Origin of the sequence: Rhodococcus sp. 14-2470-1b (genome assembly GCF_002259415.1) — a bacterium.
Taxonomy (GTDB): Bacteria; Actinomycetota; Actinomycetes; order Mycobacteriales; family Mycobacteriaceae; genus Rhodococcoides.
On record NZ_NPFY01000001.1, the window covers coordinates 1 to 20,925 of the forward strand.

23 protein-coding genes and 1 tRNA gene are annotated in these 20,925 nt (G+C 63.5%); 10 read left to right on the forward strand and 14 right to left on the reverse strand.

Features of this window, described 5'->3' with window-relative positions; all coding sequences use genetic code 11:
• Window positions 1-338 precede the first annotated feature (338 nt).
• The 4 genes from CH293_RS00005 to CH293_RS00020 all read left to right on the forward strand — a co-directional run bounded on the left by CH293_RS00005 (window position 339) and on the right by CH293_RS00020 (window position 3,206).
• Window positions 339-1,403, forward strand: coding sequence for an ABC transporter substrate-binding protein (locus tag CH293_RS00005; protein ID WP_094719011.1), 1,065 nt, complete (start codon window positions 339-341; stop codon window positions 1,401-1,403).
• 1 nt (window position 1,404) lies between these two features.
• On the forward strand, window positions 1,405-1,875 hold the full coding sequence (locus CH293_RS00010; protein WP_037110392.1) for an NUDIX domain-containing protein: 471 nt from the start codon (window positions 1,405-1,407) through the stop codon (window positions 1,873-1,875).
• Between the two features lie 304 nt (window positions 1,876-2,179).
• Window positions 2,180-3,004: an SPFH domain-containing protein gene (locus CH293_RS00015; RefSeq protein ID WP_020112061.1), complete on the forward strand. Its 825-nt coding sequence runs from the start codon at window positions 2,180-2,182 to the stop codon at window positions 3,002-3,004.
• Window positions 3,005-3,008: 4 nt separating this feature from the next.
• Window positions 3,009-3,206, forward strand: a complete 198-nt coding sequence (locus tag CH293_RS00020; protein WP_020112062.1) for a hypothetical protein — start codon at window positions 3,009-3,011, stop codon at window positions 3,204-3,206.
• Window positions 3,207-3,233: 27 nt separating this feature from the next.
• Here the strand turns inward: CH293_RS00020 and nrdF are convergent, their stop codons facing one another.
• The 6 genes from nrdF to CH293_RS00050 all read right to left on the reverse strand — a co-directional run bounded on the left by nrdF (window position 3,234) and on the right by CH293_RS00050 (window position 8,404).
• On the reverse strand, window positions 3,234-4,235 hold the full coding sequence (nrdF, locus tag CH293_RS00025; RefSeq protein ID WP_037110394.1) for a class 1b ribonucleoside-diphosphate reductase subunit beta: 1,002 nt from the start codon (window positions 4,233-4,235) through the stop codon (window positions 3,234-3,236).
• Between the two features lie 47 nt (window positions 4,236-4,282).
• Window positions 4,283-6,445 carry a class 1b ribonucleoside-diphosphate reductase subunit alpha gene (gene nrdE, locus CH293_RS00030; protein WP_094719012.1) on the reverse strand — a complete coding sequence of 721 codons (2,163 nt, stop codon included), beginning with the start codon at window positions 6,443-6,445 and terminating at the stop codon, window positions 4,283-4,285.
• A 47-nt stretch (window positions 6,446-6,492) separates the two neighbouring features.
• The gene (gene nrdI, locus CH293_RS00035) at window positions 6,493-6,957 is read right to left on the reverse strand and encodes a class Ib ribonucleoside-diphosphate reductase assembly flavoprotein NrdI (protein ID WP_020112063.1); all 465 of its coding nucleotides are present in this window, start codon (window positions 6,955-6,957) and stop codon (window positions 6,493-6,495) included.
• A 38-nt stretch (window positions 6,958-6,995) separates the two neighbouring features.
• Entirely contained in the window at window positions 6,996-7,229 is a 234-nt protein-coding gene (gene nrdH / locus CH293_RS00040) for a glutaredoxin-like protein NrdH (RefSeq protein ID WP_019668009.1), read from the reverse strand.
• Between the two features lie 448 nt (window positions 7,230-7,677).
• Complete coding sequence (ykgO, locus tag CH293_RS00045; RefSeq protein ID WP_019668008.1) at window positions 7,678-7,800, reverse strand: type B 50S ribosomal protein L36; 123 nt, start codon at window positions 7,798-7,800, stop codon at window positions 7,678-7,680.
• 37 nt (window positions 7,801-7,837) lie between these two features.
• A complete protein-coding gene (locus CH293_RS00050; protein WP_037110399.1) occupies window positions 7,838-8,404 on the reverse strand; it encodes an NAD(P)H-dependent oxidoreductase in 567 nt (188 codons plus the stop codon).
• 105 nt (window positions 8,405-8,509) lie between these two features.
• On the opposite strand from CH293_RS00050, the gene CH293_RS00055 reads away from it, so the two are divergent.
• Window positions 8,510-9,103, forward strand: coding sequence for a TetR/AcrR family transcriptional regulator (locus CH293_RS00055; protein WP_037110401.1), 594 nt, complete (start codon window positions 8,510-8,512; stop codon window positions 9,101-9,103).
• Window positions 9,104-9,140: 37 nt separating this feature from the next.
• On the forward strand, window positions 9,141-9,986 hold the full coding sequence (gene nadE, locus CH293_RS00060; RefSeq protein WP_094719013.1) for an ammonia-dependent NAD(+) synthetase: 846 nt from the start codon (window positions 9,141-9,143) through the stop codon (window positions 9,984-9,986).
• A 6-nt stretch (window positions 9,987-9,992) separates the two neighbouring features.
• Here nadE and CH293_RS00065 read toward each other — a convergent pair whose 3' ends face one another.
• Together CH293_RS00065 and moaA are read right to left on the reverse strand one after the other, a co-directional pair.
• Entirely contained in the window at window positions 9,993-10,235 is a 243-nt protein-coding gene (locus CH293_RS00065) for a MoaD/ThiS family protein (RefSeq protein WP_094719014.1), read from the reverse strand.
• Window positions 10,228-11,313 (reverse strand): GTP 3',8-cyclase MoaA, encoded by a 1,086-nt coding sequence (moaA, locus tag CH293_RS00070; RefSeq protein ID WP_037110406.1) that lies wholly within the window; start codon window positions 11,311-11,313, stop codon window positions 10,228-10,230. The genes CH293_RS00065 and moaA overlap by 8 nt, the downstream gene beginning before the upstream one ends.
• A gap of 44 nt (window positions 11,314-11,357) precedes the next feature.
• Here moaA and glp point away from each other — a divergent pair, with 44 nt between their 5' ends.
• The 3 genes from glp to CH293_RS00085 are packed head-to-tail and all read left to right on the forward strand — an operon-like array spanning window position 11,358 to window position 14,136.
• On the forward strand, window positions 11,358-12,704 hold the full coding sequence (gene glp, locus CH293_RS00075; RefSeq protein WP_094719015.1) for a gephyrin-like molybdotransferase Glp: 1,347 nt from the start codon (window positions 11,358-11,360) through the stop codon (window positions 12,702-12,704).
• Window positions 12,701-13,726: a bifunctional molybdenum cofactor biosynthesis protein MoaC/MoaB gene (gene moaCB / locus CH293_RS00080; protein ID WP_094719016.1), complete on the forward strand. Its 1,026-nt coding sequence runs from the start codon at window positions 12,701-12,703 to the stop codon at window positions 13,724-13,726. The genes glp and moaCB overlap by 4 nt, the downstream gene beginning before the upstream one ends.
• On the forward strand, window positions 13,723-14,136 hold the full coding sequence (locus tag CH293_RS00085; RefSeq protein WP_019668000.1) for a molybdenum cofactor biosynthesis protein MoaE: 414 nt from the start codon (window positions 13,723-13,725) through the stop codon (window positions 14,134-14,136). Before moaCB ends, CH293_RS00085 begins: the two co-directional genes overlap by 4 nt.
• Here the strand turns inward: CH293_RS00085 and CH293_RS00090 are convergent.
• Complete coding sequence (locus CH293_RS00090; protein WP_094719017.1) at window positions 14,133-15,206, reverse strand: GTP-binding protein; 1,074 nt, start codon at window positions 15,204-15,206, stop codon at window positions 14,133-14,135. The genes CH293_RS00085 and CH293_RS00090 overlap by 4 nt on opposite strands.
• Window positions 15,207-15,235: 29 nt before the next feature.
• A complete protein-coding gene (locus CH293_RS00095; RefSeq protein ID WP_037110413.1) occupies window positions 15,236-16,243 on the reverse strand; it encodes an N-acetylmuramoyl-L-alanine amidase in 1,008 nt (335 codons plus the stop codon).
• A gap of 415 nt (window positions 16,244-16,658) precedes the next feature.
• Here CH293_RS00095 and CH293_RS00100 point away from each other — a divergent pair, with 415 nt between their 5' ends.
• A complete protein-coding gene (locus CH293_RS00100; protein ID WP_037110414.1) occupies window positions 16,659-17,006 on the forward strand; it encodes an Lsr2 family protein in 348 nt (115 codons plus the stop codon).
• Between the two features lie 71 nt (window positions 17,007-17,077).
• Here CH293_RS00100 and CH293_RS00105 read toward each other — a convergent pair.
• The 4 genes from CH293_RS00105 to pgm form a co-directional block, all read right to left on the reverse strand.
• Window positions 17,078-17,150, reverse strand: a tRNA-Ala gene (locus CH293_RS00105).
• Between the two features lie 106 nt (window positions 17,151-17,256).
• Complete coding sequence (locus CH293_RS00110) at window positions 17,257-18,009, reverse strand: thioredoxin domain-containing protein (RefSeq protein ID WP_176459855.1); 753 nt, start codon at window positions 18,007-18,009, stop codon at window positions 17,257-17,259.
• Between the two features lie 20 nt (window positions 18,010-18,029).
• Window positions 18,030-19,253, reverse strand: coding sequence for an MFS transporter (locus CH293_RS00115; protein ID WP_094719019.1), 1,224 nt, complete (start codon window positions 19,251-19,253; stop codon window positions 18,030-18,032).
• A complete protein-coding gene (gene pgm, locus CH293_RS00120) occupies window positions 19,250-20,890 on the reverse strand; it encodes a phosphoglucomutase (alpha-D-glucose-1,6-bisphosphate-dependent) (RefSeq protein ID WP_094719020.1) in 1,641 nt (546 codons plus the stop codon). The genes CH293_RS00115 and pgm overlap by 4 nt, the downstream gene beginning before the upstream one ends.
• Window positions 20,891-20,925: the final 35 nt, after the last annotated feature.

Consider the following 20,925-nt stretch of genomic DNA (forward strand, 5'->3'; position numbering starts at 1 on the left):
AATCGCCTTGTGAACGAACGAACCCTTAGGTCCCATCCGCGGCGGAAAAGGCCGAGCCGCCGTCACAGCGGGAGTAGGCCTAGGCGCTAGGGCAGTCACTGATCCTCCTGAAGATGCGTCCCATCCCGATCGACAAGCGGGACGTCCTGGTGTCTTGCGCTATTCGAATCCTAGACCGTGCACTCCGAGCCTGACCAACCGGTCCTACCGTGTGTCGTATTCGGCTCCCGCACCAGCTGGGCGGCGTCGAACGACCAGCGAGACCGGCGATTCGAGGAGCGGTCGATCTTCTTCGATAGGGTATGACGGCATCCCGACTCCCGTAAGGAACACCCGAGTTGATCAAGACGTCTCCTGCGCGCACCGCTGCCCTTGCGATCGTGGTGACAGCACTGACACTCGCATCCGGATGCTCGGACACCGCATCCTCCGAGGACAACGCGTCGACCATCGTTCGGAGCACCACCAACATCGCCGGAGCGGGCGTCGTCGGCAATGACCGGGACACCGTCGGGCTGTGCCCGGCTCCTGCACCGCTGGATCCGACCGGCATCGACGGTGACACCCGCCCGGTCGGCCACAGCGAGGGCATCACGGACGTGCCGGCGGACCCGATGCGCGTCGTCGTACTGGACGCCGCGTCGCTGGACGCCACCTGTGCACTGGGTGTGTGGGAGCGCGTCGTCGGCGCAGCTCCGCTCGATCCCGACTTCCGCGGCGACGGCGATCAGGAGCTGTACCTGGGGACCGGAATTGCACAGATCCCGTCGGCCGGGGCCGTCGGCACGCCGGACATCGACGCCATTGCAGGCCTGTCCCCCGACCTGATAATCGGAGCGGATTCACTGGGACCGGACATGTACGACACACTCGGCGACATCGCCCCGACGGTCTTCACCAGCACCGACGAGGGATGGAAAGGCGCATTCCTGCAATCGGCGGCTGCACTGGGTCGGGGTGGGACCGCCTTCGAGGAACTAGCCCGCTTCACCGCGGACGCCGAGCAGGTCGGCCGGGACGTCAACGCCCAACAGACGCAGGCGTCGGTCGTGCGATTCCTTCCGGACTCCTTCTCCACCGATGCTCCCTCGACGTTCGCCAGCTCCGTTCTCGCGGAGATCGGCGTTCAACGACCTCCGACGCAGGTCGACACCGCCGCCACTGGATCGGCCGAGGACGTCGCAGCCGCCGAAGGCGACATCGTCTACGTCCGCTTCGACGGCGACGCCGGGGAGGACTACGGCACCTCGGTCATGACTGGCGAGGCGTGGGAGGGCCTGGGCTCGGTCAAAGACGGACGCATCTTCGTGGTCAACGACACCGTATGGTCGGGCAGCGGACTGATCGCCGCCCGCACGATCCTTGCGGACGTCACCAACTCCCTGAACGCGTACGTGTCCTGACATGCCGATCCCCGAATTCGTCCTCGCCCTCCGCGACAAGGTCGGCACGTCACCGCTCTGGCTGTCCGGCGTCAGCGCCGTCGTGGTCTCCGACGGCAAGATTCTCCTGACCCAGCGGCGGGACAACGGAAAATGGGCCGTTGTCTCCGGCATCCTCGAACCCGGCGAAGAACCCGGTCCGGCCGCTCTACGCGAAATCCGCGAGGAAGCCGGCATCGACGCCGAACTGATCCGCCTCACCGGCGTCGACGTCACCGAACAGATCACCTACCCCAACGGCGACGTGGCCCAATACCTGGACATCACCTTCCTCGCCCACCACACCGGCGGACACGCACACGTCGCCGACGACGAAAACCTCGCCGTCGCATGGTTCGACCCTGACGAACTTCCCGACAACCTCGCCGACACTTCGCGTCTGCGCATCCACCACGCTCTCGGCAACACAGCCGAAGCCTGGTTCCGGCGCTGAGTCGCCCCTCTCCCCCCACCACGCGCTGATCCGCCCTCCTCCTCCACCCGGCCCTGAGTCGCCCCCATTCCCGAGCGAAAGTGATGTTCGGTCAGTCTGACTGACCGAACATCACTTTCGCTCACTCCAAGTGACCGAACGTCACGTTCGGTGCGACGGCGGGCGCGGAATGTGATATCACTTTAGTATCACTACTGAGAGGGAGGCCATTGTGACTGGACCATCGACTGTTGCCGAGAAACCGACGGGTGCTCCGACGACGACGATTGCCGAACGGCCGGGATGGGATCTGCCGGGGTGGTCGATGCTCGGGGTCGGGCTCGTTCTGTTCCTGGGAGGTATCGCGGCGTTCGTACTCGGTCTCGTGTTCACCGTTGTCCCACTGGCTGTCGTCGGCGCCGTGTTGTTCGTCGTGTCGCTTCCCGTTCTTGCGGGCTTGACGTTGGTGCAGCCGAATCAGGCTCGCGTGCTTCAGCTCCTGGGAAGTTCGTACAGCGGAACGCTCCGCACGCCCGGCCTGCGTTGGACGAATCCGTTGACGTACCGCAAGGCGATTTCGACGCGAATTCGCAATCACGAGACGGGACAGTCGAAGGTCAACGACGCCGACGGCAACCCCATCGAGATCTCGGCGATCGTGGTGTGGCAGGTGGCGGACACCGCACTCGCGTCGTTCCAGGTCGACGACTACGAGGAGTTCGTCGCGGTGCAGACAGAGTCGGCGGTTCGGCACATCGCCGGTAGCTACCCGTACGATGCCGAGGGTCGAATGTCGTTGCGCGAAAACGCGGACGAGATCACGGGCGCGATGAGCGAGGAAGTGCACGCACGGGTCAGATCGGCGGGCGTCGAGGTGATCGAGACGCGGATCAACCGGCTCGCCTACGCACCGGAGATCGCCCAGGCGATGCTGCGCCGTCAACAAGCAGGTGCTGTCATCGCAGCACGTCAGCAGATTGTCGAGGGCGCGGTGGGAATGGTCGAGATGGCCCTTGCAAAGCTCGAGGACAAGCACGTCGTCGAGTTGGACGAGGAACGCAAGGCCACGATGGTGTCCAACTTGCTCGTCGTGCTGTGCAGTGACCGCGACACGCAGCCCGTGGTGAACACCGGATCGCTCTACCAGTAATCCGATGCCCGTCGAACGTAAGAAGCTTCTGCTCAGACTCGACCCAGCGGTGCACGACGCGCTTGCCCGCTGGGCTTCCGACGAGCTCCGGAGCACGAATGCGCAGATCGAGTTTCTGTTGCGTCGCGCTCTGACCGAGCAAGGGCGGATGCCGAAGGACGCGGAAACGATGCGGAAGCAAGGCAGGCCCCCCGGCTCGTAGCCGAGGGGCCTGCCCCGCCGAACAAGATCAGAAGTCCCAGTCCTCGTCTTCGGTGTTGACTGCTTTGCCGATGACGTAGGACGACCCGGAGCCGGAGAAGAAGTCGTGGTTCTCGTCCGCGTTGGGCGAGAGTGCGGACAGGATCGCCGGGTTGACGTCGGTCTCGTCCTTGGGGAACAAGCCTTCGTATCCGAGGTTGTTGAGAGCTTTGTTGGCGTTGTAGCGCAGGAACTTCTTGACGTCCTCGGTCAGACCGATTTCGTCGTAGAGGTCCTGCGTGTACTCGACCTCGTTGTCGTACAGCTCGAACAGCAACTCGAACGTGTAGTTCTTCAGGTCCTCGCGCTCGGCTTCGGTGACCTTCTCCAGGCCCTTCTGGTACTTGTAGCCGATGTAGTAACCGTGCACGGCCTCGTCGCGGATGATCAAGCGAATGAGGTCGGCCGTGTTGGTCAGCTTGGCCCGTGAGGACCAGTACATCGGCAGGTAGAAGCCCGAGTAGAAGAGGAACGACTCGAGAAGCGTCGACGCGACCTTGCGCTTGAGCGGGTCGTCACCTTTGTAGTAGTCGAGGACGATCTCGGCTTTGCGTTGCAGGTTCGGGTTCTCCTCCGACCAGCGGAAGGCATCGTCGATGTCACGCGTCGAGCTCAGCGTCGAGAAGATCGAGCTGTAGCTCTTGGCATGGACCGACTCCATGAACGCGATGTTCGTGTAGACGGCTTCCTCGTGCGGAGTGATCGCGTCGGGGATCAGACTGACCGCTCCGACCGTGCCCTGAATTGTGTCGAGGAGCGTCAGCCCGGTGAACACCCGCATCGTCAACTGCTTCTCGACGGCATTGAGAGTCCCCCACGACGGGATGTCGTTGGATACCGGCACCTTCTCGGGAAGCCAGAAATTACTGGTGAGCCTCTCCCAGACCTCGGCGTCCTTGTCGTCCTGGACGCGGTTCCAGTTGATTGCCGAGACGCGGTCGATGAGCTTGATCTTTGCCCCGTCCGCGGGCGAGTGCGGTGCTGCAGTCATGACGTGTCCTCTGTGGGTTGAATCGGGTGAAGATCAACGGCCTCGGCTTACAGCATGCACGAAACGCAGCCCTCGACCTCGGTGCCTTCGAGTGCCATCTGACGCAGTCGGATGTAGTAGAGCGTCTTGATGCCCTTGCGCCATGCGTAGATCTGAGCCTTGTTGATGTCACGCGTGGTGGCGGTGTCCTTGAAGAACAACGTCAACGACAAGCCCTGATCGACGTGCTGCGTTGCCGCGGCGTAGGTGTCGATGATCTTCTCGTACCCGATTTCGTAGGCATCCTGGTAGTAGTCCAGGTTGTCGTTGTCGAGGTACGGCGCCGGGTAGTAGACGCGACCGATCTTGCCTTCTTTGCGGATCTCGATCTTGGACGCGACGGGGTGGATCGAGGACGTCGAGTTGTTGATGTAGGAGATCGATCCGGTCGGCGGAACGGCCTGCAGGTTCTGGTTGTAGATGCCGTACTGCTGCACCGACGCCTTCAGCGCGGACCAGTCGGTCTGCGTGGGGATGTGCACGTCGGCGTCCGCGAACAGAGACGCCACCCGAGCGGTACTGGGCTCCCACACCCGCTCGGTGTACTTGTCGAAGAACTCACCGGAGGCGTACTTGGATTCCGGGAACCCCTTGAAGTACGTTCCGCGGTCCTTCGCGAGCTGGTTCGACGCCTGGATAGCGTGGAACAGCACGGTGTAGAAGTAGATGTTCGTGAAGTCGACGCCTTCGGTGGAACCGTAGTGGATGCGCTCACGCGCGAGGTATCCGTGCAGGTTCATCTGGCCGAGACCGATAGCGTGAGAGTCGTTGTTGCCCTGCTCGATCGACGGCACCGAGTAGATGTGGGTCTGATCGGACACTGCGGTCAATCCACGGATAGCGACGGCGATGGTCTTGCCGAAGTCCGGTGAATCCATCGTCTTGGCGATGTTCAGCGAGCCGAGGTTGCAGGAGATGTCCTTGCCGACGTGACTGTAGGACAGATCGTCGTTGAACAGCGACGGCGTCGAGACCTGCAGGATCTCCGAGCAAAGGTTGGAGTGAGTGATCTTGCCCTTCACCGGATTCGCGCGGTTCACGGTGTCCTCGAACATGATGTACGGGTAACCGGATTCGAACTGGAGCTCGGCAAGTGTCTGGAAGAATTCGCGCGCCTTGATCTTGGTCTTGCGAATTCGCTTGTCGTCGACCATCTCGTAGTACTTCTCGGTGACGTTGATGTCCGCGAACGGAACGCCGTAGATACGCTCGACGTCGTACGGGGAGAACAAGTACATCTCTTCGTTCTTCTTCGCCAGCTCGAACGTGATGTCCGGGATGACGATTCCGAGCGACAGCGTCTTGATGCGGATCTTCTCGTCCGCGTTCTCGCGCTTGGTGTCGAGGAATTTGTAGACGTCCGGGTGGTGAGCATGCAGGTACACCGCTCCGGCACCCTGACGGGCACCGAGCTGATTGGCGTAGGAGAACGAGTCCTCGAGGAGCTTCATGATGGGGATGACGCCCGAGCTCTGGTTCTCGATCCGCTTGATCGGCGCACCCGCCTCGCGAATGTTGCTGAGCAGCAGAGCAACACCGCCGCCGCGCTTGGACAGCTGCAGGGCGGAGTTGATGGAACGACCGATGGACTCCATGTTGTCCTCGATACGCAGCAGGAAACAGGAGACGGGCTCGCCGCGCTGCTTCTTACCCGAGTTGAGGAATGTCGGGGTGGCCGGCTGGAATCGTCCGGCGATGATCTCGTCGACCAGATCCGTCGCAAGCCTTTCGTCGCCGGCCGCGAGGGTCAGAGCGACCATGCAGACGCGGTCCTCGAAGCGTTCGAGGTAACGCTTACCGTCGAACGTCTTGAGCGTGTAGGACGTGTAGTACTTGAACGCGCCGAGGAACGTAGGGAAACGGAACTTCTTCGAGTAGGCGTGGTTGATCAGGAACTTCACGAACTCGCGCGAGTACTGGTCCAGCACCTCGGGCTCGTAGTAGTTCTCCTCGACGAGGTAGTCGAGCTTCTCGTCCAGATCGTGGAAGAAGACCGTGTTCTGGTTGACGTGCTGCAGAAAGTACTGGTTGGCCGCCTCGCGGTCCTTCTCGAACTGGATCTCGCCGTTGGGACCGTACAGATTCAACATCGCGTTCAACGCGTGATAATCCAGATCGCTGTCCGATCGAGCGGCGTTGACGGGTGCTACCTCGGTGATGGTCGGTGCCACGGCTTCGCTCCAGTTCCTTCTACATGTCGTTTGTTGTGTGCGCTGCGCTAGTGGACCTGCGCGGCGCGGCGGGATTCGCGCTCCCAGAAGTCCTCGAGACCCTCGCGGACTCGATGTACGTCTTCGGGAGTGCCCATCAGTTCGAATCGGTAGAGATACGGAACTGCGCACTTTTGCGAAATGACATCGCCTGCAAAGCAGAACGAATCACCGAAATTGGTATTACCGGCCGCGATGACCGCGCGGATCAGCGACCGATTGTGCTTGCGATTCAGAAATTTGATGACCTGTTTGGGGACGTAGCTGGTGTCGCGGCCTTCGAACGTCATTCCCCCGCCGTACGTGGGCACGATCAACACGTAGGGCTGGTCCACCGAGAAATCCTCGGGGTTCTTGAGCGGGATGCGACTTGCCGGAAGGGCGAGCTTCGTAACGAACCGATGCGTGTTCTCGGATGCGCTGGAGAAGTAGACGATCGGATGCGTCGACGGTGGAGCGGGAGCGAAATTCACACCTGCTCATCTCCTCCTACGTCCGGAGCACCCTGAGTTCAAGCAACGCTCGCCGTGAGTGCCTTGATGCGGTCAGGACGGAATCCGGACCAGTGGTCTTCGCCGGCGACGACGACGGGAGCCTGGAGGTAGCCGAGCGCCATCACGTAATCACGAGCCTCGGCATCCTGCGAGATGTCGACGACGTTGTACTCGATGCCCTCTTTGTCGAGAGCGCGGTAGGTGGCATTGCACTGAACGCAGGCGGGCTTGGTGTAGACGGTGATGCTCATGATGTTCCCCTTTTCCGTACCGACCTCGGCCGACGATTCCGACGCCGAGCGGTGACCCGGGCCAGAGCAGTTTCGAGACGATTCACCGTGCTTCGAGCCCGTTTTCGGGGCTTTCGACGTTGTGTCCTCTCGACTGCTCAGACACTACACCTTGTGTCCGACATATGCCTACAACACGAGATGTTGCGAACAACATCGTTGGTATTCGCTGGTCACGGACTTGCCGTCGAGCGAAAGAAGGAATCATTGCGGCGTGTCGCGTGCGACACGCTTTCATGTCATGCGTCACACCGAAGACGTGAAACCACAGTGACCGAGTACAGCAAGCCGACACGCCGCACGCGAAGGGTGAAACGGTCCGGTTCGGACACGAGAAAGGCCCTCGAAGTCTTGTCGACTCCGAGGGCCTCGTCCGACCGCCCGTAGGCGCTGATGCGCCGTCGATCCGTCAGCGTTGGCGCGCCTTGAACCGCGGTTCCTTCTTGTTGATCACGAACACCTTGCCGTGACGACGCACTACCTGAGCGCCCGGCTTGTTCTTCAATGATTTCAGCGAGTTTCGTACCTTCATACGAAGACTCTACATGAAAACGATTTCCGTTACCGTGTCAGGCTGCGACGAGCTCGTCGGATGCCTTGACCAACTCCGCGACGACGGCGCCGATCTCGGCGGAGACCTCGGCATTCTCGCGCGGGTGGGCAGTTCCGAACTTGTCGATGGTTCCGCCGATGGTGAGCTCGACGTCCTCGAGCACCTTGCCGCCCGCGATGCCGACGGCCTTGCGGGCATCGTCGTGCGCCCACTTGGCACCGTTTCCACTCGGCGACGCACTGATGACGGCGACCGGCTTCTTCGACACCGCACCGGCGCCGTACGGACGGGACAGCCAGTCGATGGCGTTCTTCAGAACTGCAGGAATGGTGCCGTTGTATTCGGGCGTGACGAGCAGAAACGCGGTGGCCTTCTCCGCCGCAGCACGCAGTTCGAGTGCGGAACCGGGAACCTTGCCGTCGACGTCGATGTCTTCGTTGTAGAACGGCACATCGGCAAGACCGTCGTAGACCACCGCCGAGGAGCCCTCGGGGGTCAGCGACGCCGCAGTATCGGCAATCTGCTTGTTGACCGAATCCGCGCGGAGACTTCCGACGAGAACGAGAACGTGTGCATCAGACATGAGTAATTCCTTCGAGTTCGAGTGTGCAGCCGGTGTTCGATCCAATTCTTACCACTCAAACGGACCGCGGTCCACTTCCATTCCCGAGCAGGTAGACTGTCCCTTGTGACCGATTTCATGCTGCCCATAGCCGGCGAGGAGACCGAGCGGTGCGACGCCGCGCGTAACCGGCGACTCCTGCTGGACGCGGCATCGGAACTGGTCGCGACGGTCGGAGCCGACGCTGTGACCATGGACGGCCTCGCTGCCAAGGCTGGTGTGGGCAAGGGCACAGTGTTCCGTCGGTTCGGGAGTCGATCCGGCCTGATGCAATCTCTGCTCGATCACACGGAGAAAGAGCTCCAGCAGTCGTTCCTCTTCGGTCCCCCGCCGCTGGGCCCGGGTGCCGACCCGATCGACAGGCTCGTCGCCTTCGGCCGCGCTCGGCTGCAACTGGTGGAGGTTCAGGGCGAGGTCATGCGCGCGGCCGAGAACTCGGCCCTGGTGCGGTACTCCGCGCCTGCTCACATGGTGAACTACACCCATGTGCTGACACTGCTGCGCAGTGCAGACGTCGGCGGCGATCTGGAACTACTGGCCTACAACCTGCTGACCCCACTCGAAGCGACACTGGTCATGCATCAGTTCCGCGATCTGGGTATGCCGATAGAACGGCTCGCCGACGGCTGGGAAGACCTGGTGCGCCGAGCCACCCGCTGACCGGCGAAAGTTCGCCCGGCGCCCCTAGAATGGCCGAATGTCACTACTACGCTCGGAACTTCGGACCCGCATCCTGCGTGAACTGGCGGTCCAGTCGTCGATCGACCCCGTGGCGGAGATCACTCGCCGTGTCGATTTTCTGAAGGCCTATCTACGCTCGACCCCCGCGAAGGGATTCGTGCTCGGCATCAGTGGTGGGCAGGACAGCACCCTCACGGGCGCGCTCTGCCAGCGTGCCGCGGCCGAACTACGCAGCGAGGGCGCCGAGGCAGAGTTCGTCGCGGTGCGTTTGCCGTACGGAGTTCAGGCCGACGAGGACGACGCGACGACGGCACTGACCTTCATCGGTCCGGACCGGACGGTCACCGTCAACATCAAGTCAGCGGCCGATGCTTCGGCCGCTGCCGCCGCCGAGGCGCTGGGCACGTCCGAGGTGCGTGACTTCGTGCGCGGCAACATCAAAGCGCGCCAACGCATGGTCGCGCAGTATGCTCTCGCCGGCCAGTTGGGCTACGTCGTCGTAGGAACCGATCACGCGGCCGAGGCGATCACCGGATTCTTCACCAAGTTCGGCGACGGCGGTGTCGACATCACCCCGCTCACCGGTCTCAGCAAGCGCCAGGGTGCGGCATTGCTACGTGAACTGCGCGCACCGGAGAGCACGTGGAAGAAAGTGCCGACAGCAGATCTGGAAGACGACCGACCCGCGCTCCCGGACGAGGAAGCACTCGGCGTCACCTACGACCAGATCGACGATTATCTCGAAGGCAAGGACGTGTCCGACGAGATCGCCGAGAGGTTGGAGCGGATGTTCCTGATCACCAGGCACAAGCGCGCCGTTCCGGTCACACCGTTCGACGACTGGTGGACCACCGAGAACTAAAGGACGCTAACCGCCGGCGAACGGCGGCAGGACATCGACCCTGTCGCCGAGCGTCGTGGCCGGATCACGGGTCAGGTCGTCGCCCACGAGAAACGCCGAGACTCGCAGCACGTCGGTAACCGAGCTTCCATGTCTTTGTTGCACAGCAGCTTTGAGAGCTGCAAGCGTACTTCCACCGGGAAGATCGAATATTTCGTGTGCGCACCCGGCAGCGTCGGCTGCGCCGGCGAAATACCTGACCTCAACCACCGATAGCTCCCATGCTTCGTGCGGGCGGTACGAAATCTGCGGCGTCGATACCGTGTCCGGCCCACTTGTTCCACATCGCGCCGCGCCACAGCCGTGCGATCTCGTCATCGGTGGCGCCGCCGCGCAGTGCGGCGCGAAGGTCGGTTTCCTCGTCGCTGAACAGGCACGACCGAACGGTGCCCTCGGCGGTCAACCGCGTGCGGTCGCAGTCCGAGCAGAACGACCTGGTGACGGACGCGATGATGCCGACGGTCGCCGATGTTCCGCCGACCGCCCATTCCTCCGCGGGAGCCGACGGGTCCGCGCGGCCGATTTCCGTCAGTTCGAACCGGGCCGACAGCACGTCGAGCAAGTGCTGCGCGTCGAGCATGTTCGCGCGCGCCCATTCCTGGTCCGCGTCCAGCGGCATCTGTTCGATGAAACGCAGTGCGACACCCTCGTCGAGGCACCACTGCAGGAGGTCCGCTGCGCCGTGCACCGTTTCCGGCATCAGGACGGCGTTGATCTTCACCGGGTTCAAACCGGCGCGTCTGGCCGCGCGAACACCTGCAAGCACCGACGGAAGCCGGTCGCGCCGAGTCAGTTCCGCGAAGTGGTTCCGATCGATGGTGTCGAGCGAGACGTTCACCCGTCCGAGACCCGCTGCCACCAAGGCGTCGACGCGGTGTTCGAGACCGACGGCGTTGGTGGTCATCGCCAGTGGCACGCCCGGCGCGGACGCCGAGCAGAGCTGAAGGATCTCCGCCAGATCCGCACGCATCAACGGCTCTCCGCCGGTGAAGCGGACTTCCTCGACGCCGAGGCGCGAGGTGGCAACACCGACCACTCGGGCGATCTCGCTCGCCGTCAGCAGATCCCGAGCCGCGATCGCGGGGAGACCGGCTTCCGGCATGCAATAGGTGCACCGCAGCGAGCACTTCTCGGTGATGGACACCCTGAGGTCACGTGCGACGCGACCGAACCTGTCGACGAGGACGGGAACATCCGGCCGATCCTCGACGGTGTTCGGGCGCGCTCGGTTGATCGAAGGCATTCCGAGCCCGACCGCACCGGTGCCCACCGCATTGCCGACTGTCATGACCCTCCTTCGACTGTTCCGCGTCCGACTGTCCATCCTCCAGTATGCCGTCCGCCCGATTCTTCGTACGATCCACCGAACATTCGCGCGACGGCGCGCGCCTAGGATCGTGGAATGAGCAGGATCGTGGAATGAGCAGTGCTGGGCATGGTGGATCACCGGAGGCCGGCGGGCGCGCGCACCGTCCGAGCGGGGCGTCGGTCGAGGAACACCTTGCAGTCGTCGAGGAACTGTTGCGCCCGCTGCGCACGAGAACGCCGCTGTCGGTGTCGGTGGCCGAAGCCCTCGGTCGCGTCGTGCACGCCGACGTCGTCTCCCCCGTCGACCTCCCGTTGTTCCGCAATTCCCAGATGGACGGATACGCCGTTCTCGCATCGGACGTCGCGACGGTTCCGGTCACGCTGCGGGTCGACGGTGTCGTTGCTGCGGGTCCGTCGGAGATCGTCCGGATCGAATCGGGGTCGGCCGTCAAGATCATGACGGGCGCGCCCGTGCCCCTCGGCGCGGACGCCGTCGTCCCCGTCGAGAACACCGAGCGATCCGCCGAAGGATCAACGCCCTCCGGTGATGCCGTGACGGTCACCGTGTCGAGGCAACCGGGTGACTACATCCGTGAGCAGGGCAGCGACATCACCGCGGGCACGATCCTGGTGCGGGCCGGGCAGGTCCTCGAACCACGCCACATCGCGGTGCTCGCCGCGGTGGGCCTCGACAGCGTCACCGTACGTTCTCGACCCACGGTCGCGGTCATCACCACCGGCGAAGAATTGGTCGACGCCGGCAGCACCCTGCGTCCCGGCGAGATCTTCGACTCCAACGGGCTCACGCTGGCGGCGCACCTGCGGGCAAACGGCGCCGACGTCGTCTCCGTCCGCCGAAGCTCCGACGACCGGAGCGAGTTCGAAAAGATATTGTTCGACGCTGCCCGCGAAGCCGAACTCGTCATCACGTCCGGCGGAGTGTCGATGGGTGATTTCGAGGTCGTGAAGGATGTAGTGGGTCCTCTGGGTGGGCGTTTCGGGTCCGTGCGCATGCAGCCCGGCGGTCCACAGGGCGTCGCGACCATCGAGGGAACGCCCGTGCTCGACTTTCCGGGTAATCCGGTGAGCACGGTCGTGTCCTTTCTGATTTTTGCGCGCAACATCGTTCGAGAGGCGGCAGGTCTGGACCGGATCGAGCCGCGGTCGGTCCCACTGGCGCACTCGATCACCTCGATACGCGGCAAGCGACAGATGCTCCGAGCACGCCTCGGCGACGACGGAGTCTCGTTGGTCGCCGGTCCCGGTTCGCACCTCGTCGCTGCAATGGCATGGGCCGACGTCCTCGTCGACGTGCCCGAGGACACGACGGCTCTCGAAGCCGGTGAGAAAGTTCAGGTGATCCCGCTGTGACCACATCCGGTTTCTCCCACCTCGACTCCGAGGGTCGCGCACGCATGGTCGACGTCTCCGCCAAACAGGACACCGCTCGAATCGCCGTCGCCGCAGGCGAACTGGCCACCACGGCAGAGGTAGTCGCGTTGGTGCGCGCCGATGGCATGCCGAAAGCCGACGTGCTCGCGACCGCACGGATCGCAGGAATCTCCGGAGCGAAGAAGACGTCGGAACTCATCCCGCTCTGCCACCAACTCGCGCTGTCGAAGGTCGACATCGTGTTCGGTTTCACCGACACCACGATCACGGTGGAAGCCACCGCGAAGACCACAGGTCCGACAGGAGTGGAGATGGAGGCGCTGACGGCCGTCGCCGTGGCCGGGCTCACGTTGCACGACATGGTCAAGGCCGTCGACCCGTCGGCGACGATGAACGGTATTCGGTTGGTGCGCAAAGAAGGCGGCAAACGAGGGGCGTGGTCACGTGACGACACCGCATCCGCTGCGCCTCCGTCCCTGACCGAGAACGAATCTCCGGCGGGCCGAACAGCCGCCGTCCTGGTCGCCTCCACCGGTGGTGCGAACGGAACCCGTGAGGACACGACCGGGCCTCGCATCGCGGCGTGGCTTCTCGACAGGGGATTCACCGTGCGCGGCCCACTCGTCTACGCCGACGCGGAGATCGCGGCAGGCCTGCGCGACGCTCTCACCGACGGCCCCGCTCTCGTCGTCAGCACCGGTGGCACCGGCGTCTCCCCGACCGATGCGACCCCCGAGGCGACCAAAGCCGTTCTGGACCGCGAACTTCCGGGAATATCCGACGCCATCCGGCTTCAAGGAACGAAGGTCACGCCGCATGCCACGCTCAGCCGCGGGCTGTCCGGGGTGGCGGGCCGCTCTGTCGTCGTCAATCTCCCCGGATCACCGGGAGGCGTGAAAGACGGCCTGGCGGTGCTGGATCCGATCGTCGACCATCTACTCGCCCAGGTTGCTGGAGACGGACCCCACGCCGATTCGGAAAGTGACGTGAACACCCCATGACCGACCTGCTCGCCGCGATCTCCGCCGATCCCATCGACACATCGGCGGTGGAAAGTGCAGTCGCCGGTCCGACGCACGGTGCAGTCGTGTTGTTCTCCGGCGTCGTACGCAACCACGACGGCGGACAATCCGTGTCGGCGCTCGAGTACCAGGCCCACCCCGAGGCGGAGAGATTCCTTCGTACGTGCTGCGCGGAGGTCGCGGAAGAATCCGGCCTGCCCGTCGCAGCCGTGCATCGCGTCGGTGACCTGTCGATCGGCGACATCGCCCTCGTTGCCGCCGTCGCTTCGCCCCATCGCGCCGAGGCGTTCGCAACCTGTGCACTGCTCGTCGAACGGATCAAAGCAGAAGTGCCCATCTGGAAGCGACAGCACTTCGCGTCGGGCACGTCGGAATGGGTCGGCCTCTAACCGGACCGGACGTACCGGTGGACCGGGAGCATCGCGGACTCGTCGGCGAGGTCACCGGGCCGCCGGACGCAATCCAGTAGCCGAATCTCGGCCAGTTCCTCGTCGAGGTCGGTGCCGATCAGAACGAGCCGGGTCATTCTCGTGGTGTCGTCGCCCCACTCCGCCGGCGTCATCGTGATGTGCCGGCCGACGGTGTTCACCTCGTACCGCTCGCGGTAGCCGGGTACGTCGAAGTGAACGAACCCCTTGATGCGGTAGACGTCGCCAGCCGGGTTCTCCACCATGTCGACGAACCGTCGGGGATCGAACGGCTCGTCGCTCTCGAAGCTCGTCGTGGAGTACTTCGCATGCAAATGATGTGCATGATCGTCTTGGTCGCCATGGCTGTCGTGGTCGTGGTCGTCGTCGTCGTCGAGGAGAATCTCGTCGAACGACATCTGACGCGGCTGCGTGGGATCCTGCACACGCTCGGGTACGTCGAAGAGCAGTTCGGCGTCGACGCGGCCGTGGTCGGTGGTCAGAACGGGCGTGTCGGCGACGATGCCGCGGACAAGGGATTCGATGTTCGACAGTGCGTCGGGCGACGGCACGTCCGCTTTGTTGAGCACCACCAGGTCGGCCAACTGCACGTGCTGGTCGAGTTCGGGGTGTTCGGCTCGGGTGGAGGCGAATTCGACGGCATCGACCACCCCGACGAGACCGCCGTACGACACCCGCGGATTGTCGCTTGCAAGAACCATCCGAATGAGATTTCGGGGCTCGGCGAGACCGCTGGCTTCGACGACGATCACGTCGAGCGCGGACTTGCTACCCGCGAGGACGTCGAACATCGCGTCGAGTTCCTCCACGTCGACGGCGCAACACAGGCAACCGTTGCCCAGCGACACCATCGAGTCCACCTGTCCGGCAACCATCATCGAGTCGATGTTGATCGACCCGAAGTCGTTGACGACCACGCCGATGCGAATTCCGCGATTGTTGCGAAGAAGGTGATTGAGCAGCGTCGTCTTGCCGGAACCCAGGAAGCCCGAGACGAGGACAACGGGAATCGTTCGGTCTGCCTCGGCCACGCAGCGAGATTACTCGGTGCCGCGTTCGGTCATCGAGTCAGGATCTGACGGAGCAGACCTTGCGCGACATCGGCGACGGCCCGAACGTCCGCCTCACCGCCACCGGCGTCGACGTAGGGAGCGAGTTCGGACAGCAACCGCGACAGCGAGTTTCCCGCGGTCGAATCGGCAGCGGAGGGAACAGTCGGCAACGACGGCACCGACTCGGCATCCGTCTCGGCTGCGATCTCGTCGGGAGTGACCGAGGTGTCCGGCCCGAGCAGATAGTCGATGATCCCGGTGGACAGCGCGATCGCGTGCTTCAGTTGACCGTCGGTGGTCTCCAACGTGTCCGCATCCGACGGGTTGGATCCGTTGCCCATCTCGACGAACACCAGCGGTACACCCGCCAGCGCAGGGCCTGCGACGTCGGAGCGTTCCTGAACACCGTCGGTCACACCGGCGTAGTTGGCAGGAGTGAAACCGGCACGTTCGTAGGCGTCGCGCATCAGTGACGTTGCCTGCCGCCCACCCGCCGATTGTGCCGCGTCGGCCGCTGCATCGGGGATCGGCAAGGTGGGAACGATGAGGTGGAAGCCGTGCTTGTTCTCGTCCGGGCCTGTGGACGTGGAGTCCGCATGAATGCTGACGGCCACGTCGGCCCCCGATCGCGTGGCGGCCTCCGCCCTCTCGTCGACGCAGCCGCCCCAACCGGTGTCGTCCGCCCGCGAAGTCACCACCGTCGCACCGAGGCTCTCCAGACTCGACTTCACGAGCTGAGAGACGTTCCAGTTGATCGTGTGCTCCGGCACTCCACCGAGCGACGTCATGCCCGTCGTCTGGCAGTTCTTGGTTCCGCCGCGTCCATCGTCGACCTGACGCGTGAGATCCTCCGAGTGGCCCGTCCCTTGATGACCCGGGTCCAGGAAGACCGTCTTGCCGGAGAGTTCGTTCCCGGTCGATTCGGAGGCCGGATCGGCACTCGCCGCCGCGGGAGCGATCACCGCAGCGGACAGCAGTCCGATCGACAGAAACGCGAGCACACCAGTTTTGTTCATCGACGGTTGTGAGCACACCGCGGCCTGAGCCCGGCGCACCGCTCCCCTCTCACTCCGACAGCCACCAGGCCACACGAGCCCTCGGTCGTTCCCACAGGAATCAGTGGACACTTGAGCCCCAAGTGAAGCAGCAGCATCAGGGAGACTCACGGGCGATCCGCAATTCGGAAGCAAATCGTGAGCAGGCCGTGACTCAACCGTTGCCTTTTCCTCGAAAACCTCCGCACACTTCATATTTCTTTCAGTGACACACAAAACGAGTTCGCACAAAAGCAATCATCCGTGACCGAACGTCACGTTCGCTCCGAACAGGGGCGAAGACAATTCGTCACGCATGGATTATTTGCCCAGCCGGTCGTATAGTCGCGTTGAGTGTGATGCAGACGCACCTGAACTTCATTGGAGAACTTTTCATATGGCCAAGAAAGTCTTCGTCCAACTGGTGGACGATATCGATGACAAGCCGATCGAATCCGGCGGCGAACACATAACATTCTCCGTGAACGGTGTCGGTTACGAAATAGACCTCAGCGACAAGAACGCGAAGGAATTTCACCGGAAGCTCGATTACTACATCGAGCATTCGTTGCGAGTCGGAGGAAAGCGCGCGAAGAAGTCCGGCGGATCCGATTCGGTGAACTCCAAGCGTGACGCGAATCAGACCAAGGCGATTCGGGAATGGGCGAAGTCGAACGGTTACGCGATTTCCACTCGTGGTCGAATTCCGGCGGATGTAGAGCAAGCCTTCGACGCGGCGCACTAGGAACGCCGCGATCGAGCGGAGTACCTACGCAAAAAAGGGAGAGCCACCGTGATGGTGACTCTCCCTTTTTGTGGAGCTAAGGGGACTCGAACCCCTGACCCCCACACTGCCAGTGTGGTGCGCTACCAGCTGCGCCATAGCCCCGTACTTCGCTTCCGCGTTACCTTGCGGTTGCTCGAACGAAGTTACACCATTGTCGCTGACAGCAACAAATCAGCAGCTCAGGGCGCTTGCGGTGGAAGTGGGCACATCAGCTGATCGACTCGACCCACGATGACTCGCGCAGTGCGTCCACGAGTTCCCCGTCGACGAGAACTCCGGGCGTACCTGCGGCTCCCGCAGCGGCCAATGCAGCCCGGGCGGTTTCGGCGTCGGCGGCTGCGGCGTCTGCTGCGCGTCCACTCGTGATGCAGTCTGCAACCGAACTGTCCGCGCCGTTACGAGTTGCCATCTCCGCCAGTTCGGCGTTCGAATGGTCGGTCTCGCCGTTCTCTTCCGGTTGGAAGTCTGCCGAGAACAATTCTGCGTGGAACGCGGAGTACACGATTGCGTCGGACGATTCGGCGACGCAGCGCGACGCTGCGACGGCCCGGCTGGAGTAGTCGCCGCTCGCGGACAACTGATCGAGTTGGGGCAGAACGACCATGTGGTAGCGAACCGTGACGGTTCCTTCGTCGATCTTCTGTTCCAGTTCCTGGCCGTGCTTCACTTCGAGCTCGCCGCAGAACGGGCACATCGGATCCTCGAAGATGTCGACGGTGCGCGGCGCACCCGGAACACCGAGTTCGACCACACCGTCGTCGGACACGGTCGATTGGACCTCCGCGTTGCGGACCGAGCCGTATCCGTCGTTGCGTGGCTCGTCGCCTCCTCGCTGCCAGAGGATGGCCACCACGATCACGGCGACAACCACGACAAGTGCGACGCCCGCAAGCACGTAGGTGAAGGTGTTGGACGTCGGCTGAGGTGTGTACTTTGCCCCGGATGTTCTCTTTTGACTCACGTGCACATGATACGAAAGCCTCACGTGGCCGGGGCTGCGGCGCTCTTCCTGCCTCCCGGCTCGGGGACCGTGATCCACCATGCGGCTGCCGCGAGCAGAATCACGCCGGATGCCACGAAAGCGGTGCCGTACGACGCCCCCTCGACGATCTTGGCTGCGACCACCGGGCCGAGGATCGCACCCACGTCCGCGGACATCTGGAAGGTGGACAGCACCGGTCCGCCGCGCGCTTTGGACCCGATGACATCCGCGATGGACGCCTGCTGCGCCGGTGTCATCAGACCGGATCCGATGCCTGCGAGGACAGAGAACGCCATGAACAGCGCGATGTCGTCGGTGAGCCCGATCCCTGCGGTACCGATGCCCGCGACGACCAGGCCTGCCACGACGAACGGTTTACGCCCACGGAGGTCCGACTGACGACCTGCGGTGGTGAGCACAATCGCATTGCCGACGGCGAAGACGGCCAGCGACACCGCCGCGACCGCAGCGGAACGCTGGAGTACCTCGATGACGAAGAGTGGAATCAACGCCACCCGCACACCGAAGATCACCCAGCCTGTCGCGAAGTTCGACGCCAGTGCCGCTCGGTAGGCGGGCACCGCCCACGCTGCCCGGAGTGTGAGAACGGGGACCGCCGAGTCCGTGCTCGCCTTCTCGTTGTCGACGTCGCCGAGCGCGAAGAACACGACGGCCGCGGCGACGACGAGCGCCACCGCGTAGATCAGAAACGGCGCACGCAGACCGAGTCCGACGACTGCTCCCCCCAACAGCGGACCACCGATCGATCCGAGCAGAAAACTCGTGGCGTACAAGCCGGAAATTCGCCCACGGCTCTCGGGCGGGCTCATTCGGATCAACAATCCGAGAGCGGACACCGAGAACATCGTCGACCCGATGCCGCCGAGCCCACGGAACACGAGCAACTGCCAATAGGTCTGGGCGAACGCACATGCACCGGTGGACAGCGCGACGATCAGCAGACCCGACAGGTAGATCGGGCGCTCCCCCAGCTTCTGTACCAGCGTCCCGCTTGCCGGGGCGAACAGAAGACGCATCAGCGCGAAGGTACTGATGACGGCGGACGCCGCGAACACGCCGACTCCGAACTCGGTCGCGAACTGCGGGAGCGCAGGCGAGACTATGCCGAATCCGAGGGCGATGACGAAGCTTGCCGAGATCAACACCCAGATTTCGGACGAAACCGGCGAGCGCCCGCTTTCCTGTCGAGTACCTTCCGTCACGACTCGTTCAAGGCCTGAGACACCAATTCCTTTGCCGCTGACTGAACCTGAGCGAGGTGATCGGCTCCTCGGAACGACTCGGCGTAGATCTTGTAGACGTCCTCGGTGCCGGAGGGCCGTGCCGCGAACCATGCATTCTCGGTGGTGACCTTCAGCCCTCCGATGGCTGCGTCGTTGCCGGGCGCCGTCGTCATGGTGGCGGTGATCTCCTCACCTGCGAGTTCGGTTGCGGTCACCTGACTGGGAGACAGCTTGCCGAGGACTGCCTTCTGCTCGCGGGTGGCCGGTGCATCGACCCGGGCGTACGACGGGTCGCCGTACTCGGCGGTGAATTCCGAATAGCGTTGAGAGGGTGTCTTTCCGGTGACCGCGGTGATCTCCGACGCGAGCAGTGCCAGGATGATTCCGTCCTTGTCGGTCGTCCAGACGCGGCCGTCGGTACGCAGGAAGGACGCCCCAGCGCTCTCCTCCCCGCCGAATCCGAGATCGCCGTCGAGCAAGCCGGGTACGAACCATTTGAAACCGACGGGGACCTCGAGCAATTGCCGACCCAGTCCGGCGACCACGCGGTCGATCATCGATGACGAGACAAGGGTTTTACCGACACGCGCGGTGGGCGACCAGCCCGAACGATGCGTGAACAAGTAGTCGATCGCCACCGCCAGATAGTGGTTGGGGTTCATCAGTCCACCGTCGGGCGTGACGATCCCGTGACGATCGGAATCTGCATCGTTGCCGGTCGCGATGTCGTACGACGTCCGAGCTGCAATCAACGACGCCATCGCGTTCGGTGAGGAGCAGTCCATTCTGATCTTGCCGTCGGTGTCGAGCGTCATGAAACGGAACGTGGAGTCGACGAGCGGATTCACCACGGTGAGGTCGAGATTGTGACGCTCGGCGATGGCGTCCCAGTAGTCGACGCTTGCGCCACCGAGCGGATCCGCACCGATCCGAACACCGGCAGCCCGAACGGCGTCGAGGTCGACGACGCTGGGCAGGTCGTCGACGTACGTGCCGAGGTAGTCGTAGCGTTCGACGGTGGTGCGCATCGCGGTGTCGAGGGACACCCGCCGCACCCCGGCGAGGTCGGCGCGCAGAAGTTCGTTGGCTCGGGCTGCAATGACCGACGTGGCGTCACTGTCGGCGGGCCCGCCGTGGGGCGGGTTGTACTTGAAGCCGCCGTCACGCGGTGGGTTGTGGGACGGGGTCACGACGATCCCGTCGGCCCGGCGCTCCGGTCCCGACGCGTTGTACCGCAGAATCGCGTGACTCACAGCGGGAGTCGGTGTGTAGCGGTCCCCCGAGTCGACCAGGACGGTGACGTCGTTGGCGGCCAGTACTTCGAGCGCCGTGGTCCAGGCGGGTTCGGACAGCGCGTGAGTGTCACGGCCGATGAACAACGGACCTGTGATCCCCTGGGCCGCGCGATATTCGACGATCGCCTGGGTCGTCGCCAGGATGTGTCGTTCGTTGAACGCCGAGTCGAGGCTGGAGCCTCGGTGTCCCGAGGTTCCGAACACGACCTGTTGCCCGGGATCCGACACGTCGGGCGTCCGCGAGTAGTAGGCGGTGATCAACTGCGCGACATCCACGAGGTCCTCGGGAAGGGCAATTGTTCCAGCTCGTTCGTGCGCCACGATGCGCCTCCTTGTTCTCACCCTGTGCCGGCGAG

Bases quoted from the DNA above. Each gene is read 5' to 3' on its own strand.
- CH293_RS00010 (WP_037110392.1), top strand. From the start codon at position 1,405: ATGCCGATCCCCGAATTCGTCCTCGCCCTCCGCGACAAGGTCGGCACG.
- CH293_RS00015 (WP_020112061.1), top strand. From the start codon at position 2,180: ATGCTCGGGGTCGGGCTCGTTCTGTTCCTGGGAGGTATCGCGGCGTTC.
- CH293_RS00020 (WP_020112062.1), top strand. From the start codon at position 3,009: ATGCCCGTCGAACGTAAGAAGCTTCTGCTCAGACTCGACCCAGCGGTG.
- nrdF (WP_037110394.1), bottom strand. From the start codon at position 4,235: ATGACTGCAGCACCGCACTCGCCCGCGGACGGGGCAAAGATCAAGCTC.
- nrdH (WP_019668009.1), bottom strand. From the start codon at position 7,229: ATGAGCATCACCGTCTACACCAAGCCCGCCTGCGTTCAGTGCAATGCC.
- ykgO (WP_019668008.1), bottom strand. From the start codon at position 7,800: ATGAAGGTACGAAACTCGCTGAAATCATTGAAGAACAAGCCGGGCGCT.
- CH293_RS00050 (WP_037110399.1), bottom strand. From the start codon at position 8,404: ATGTCTGATGCACACGTTCTCGTTCTCGTCGGAAGTCTCCGCGCGGAT.
- nadE (WP_094719013.1), top strand. From the start codon at position 9,141: ATGTCACTACTACGCTCGGAACTTCGGACCCGCATCCTGCGTGAACTG.
- moaA (WP_037110406.1), bottom strand. From the start codon at position 11,313: ATGACAGTCGGCAATGCGGTGGGCACCGGTGCGGTCGGGCTCGGAATG.
- glp (WP_094719015.1), top strand. From the start codon at position 11,358: ATGCCGTCCGCCCGATTCTTCGTACGATCCACCGAACATTCGCGCGAC.
- CH293_RS00085 (WP_019668000.1), top strand. From the start codon at position 13,723: ATGACCGACCTGCTCGCCGCGATCTCCGCCGATCCCATCGACACATCG.
- CH293_RS00095 (WP_037110413.1), bottom strand. From the start codon at position 16,243: ATGAACAAAACTGGTGTGCTCGCGTTTCTGTCGATCGGACTGCTGTCC.
- CH293_RS00100 (WP_037110414.1), top strand. From the start codon at position 16,659: ATGGCCAAGAAAGTCTTCGTCCAACTGGTGGACGATATCGATGACAAG.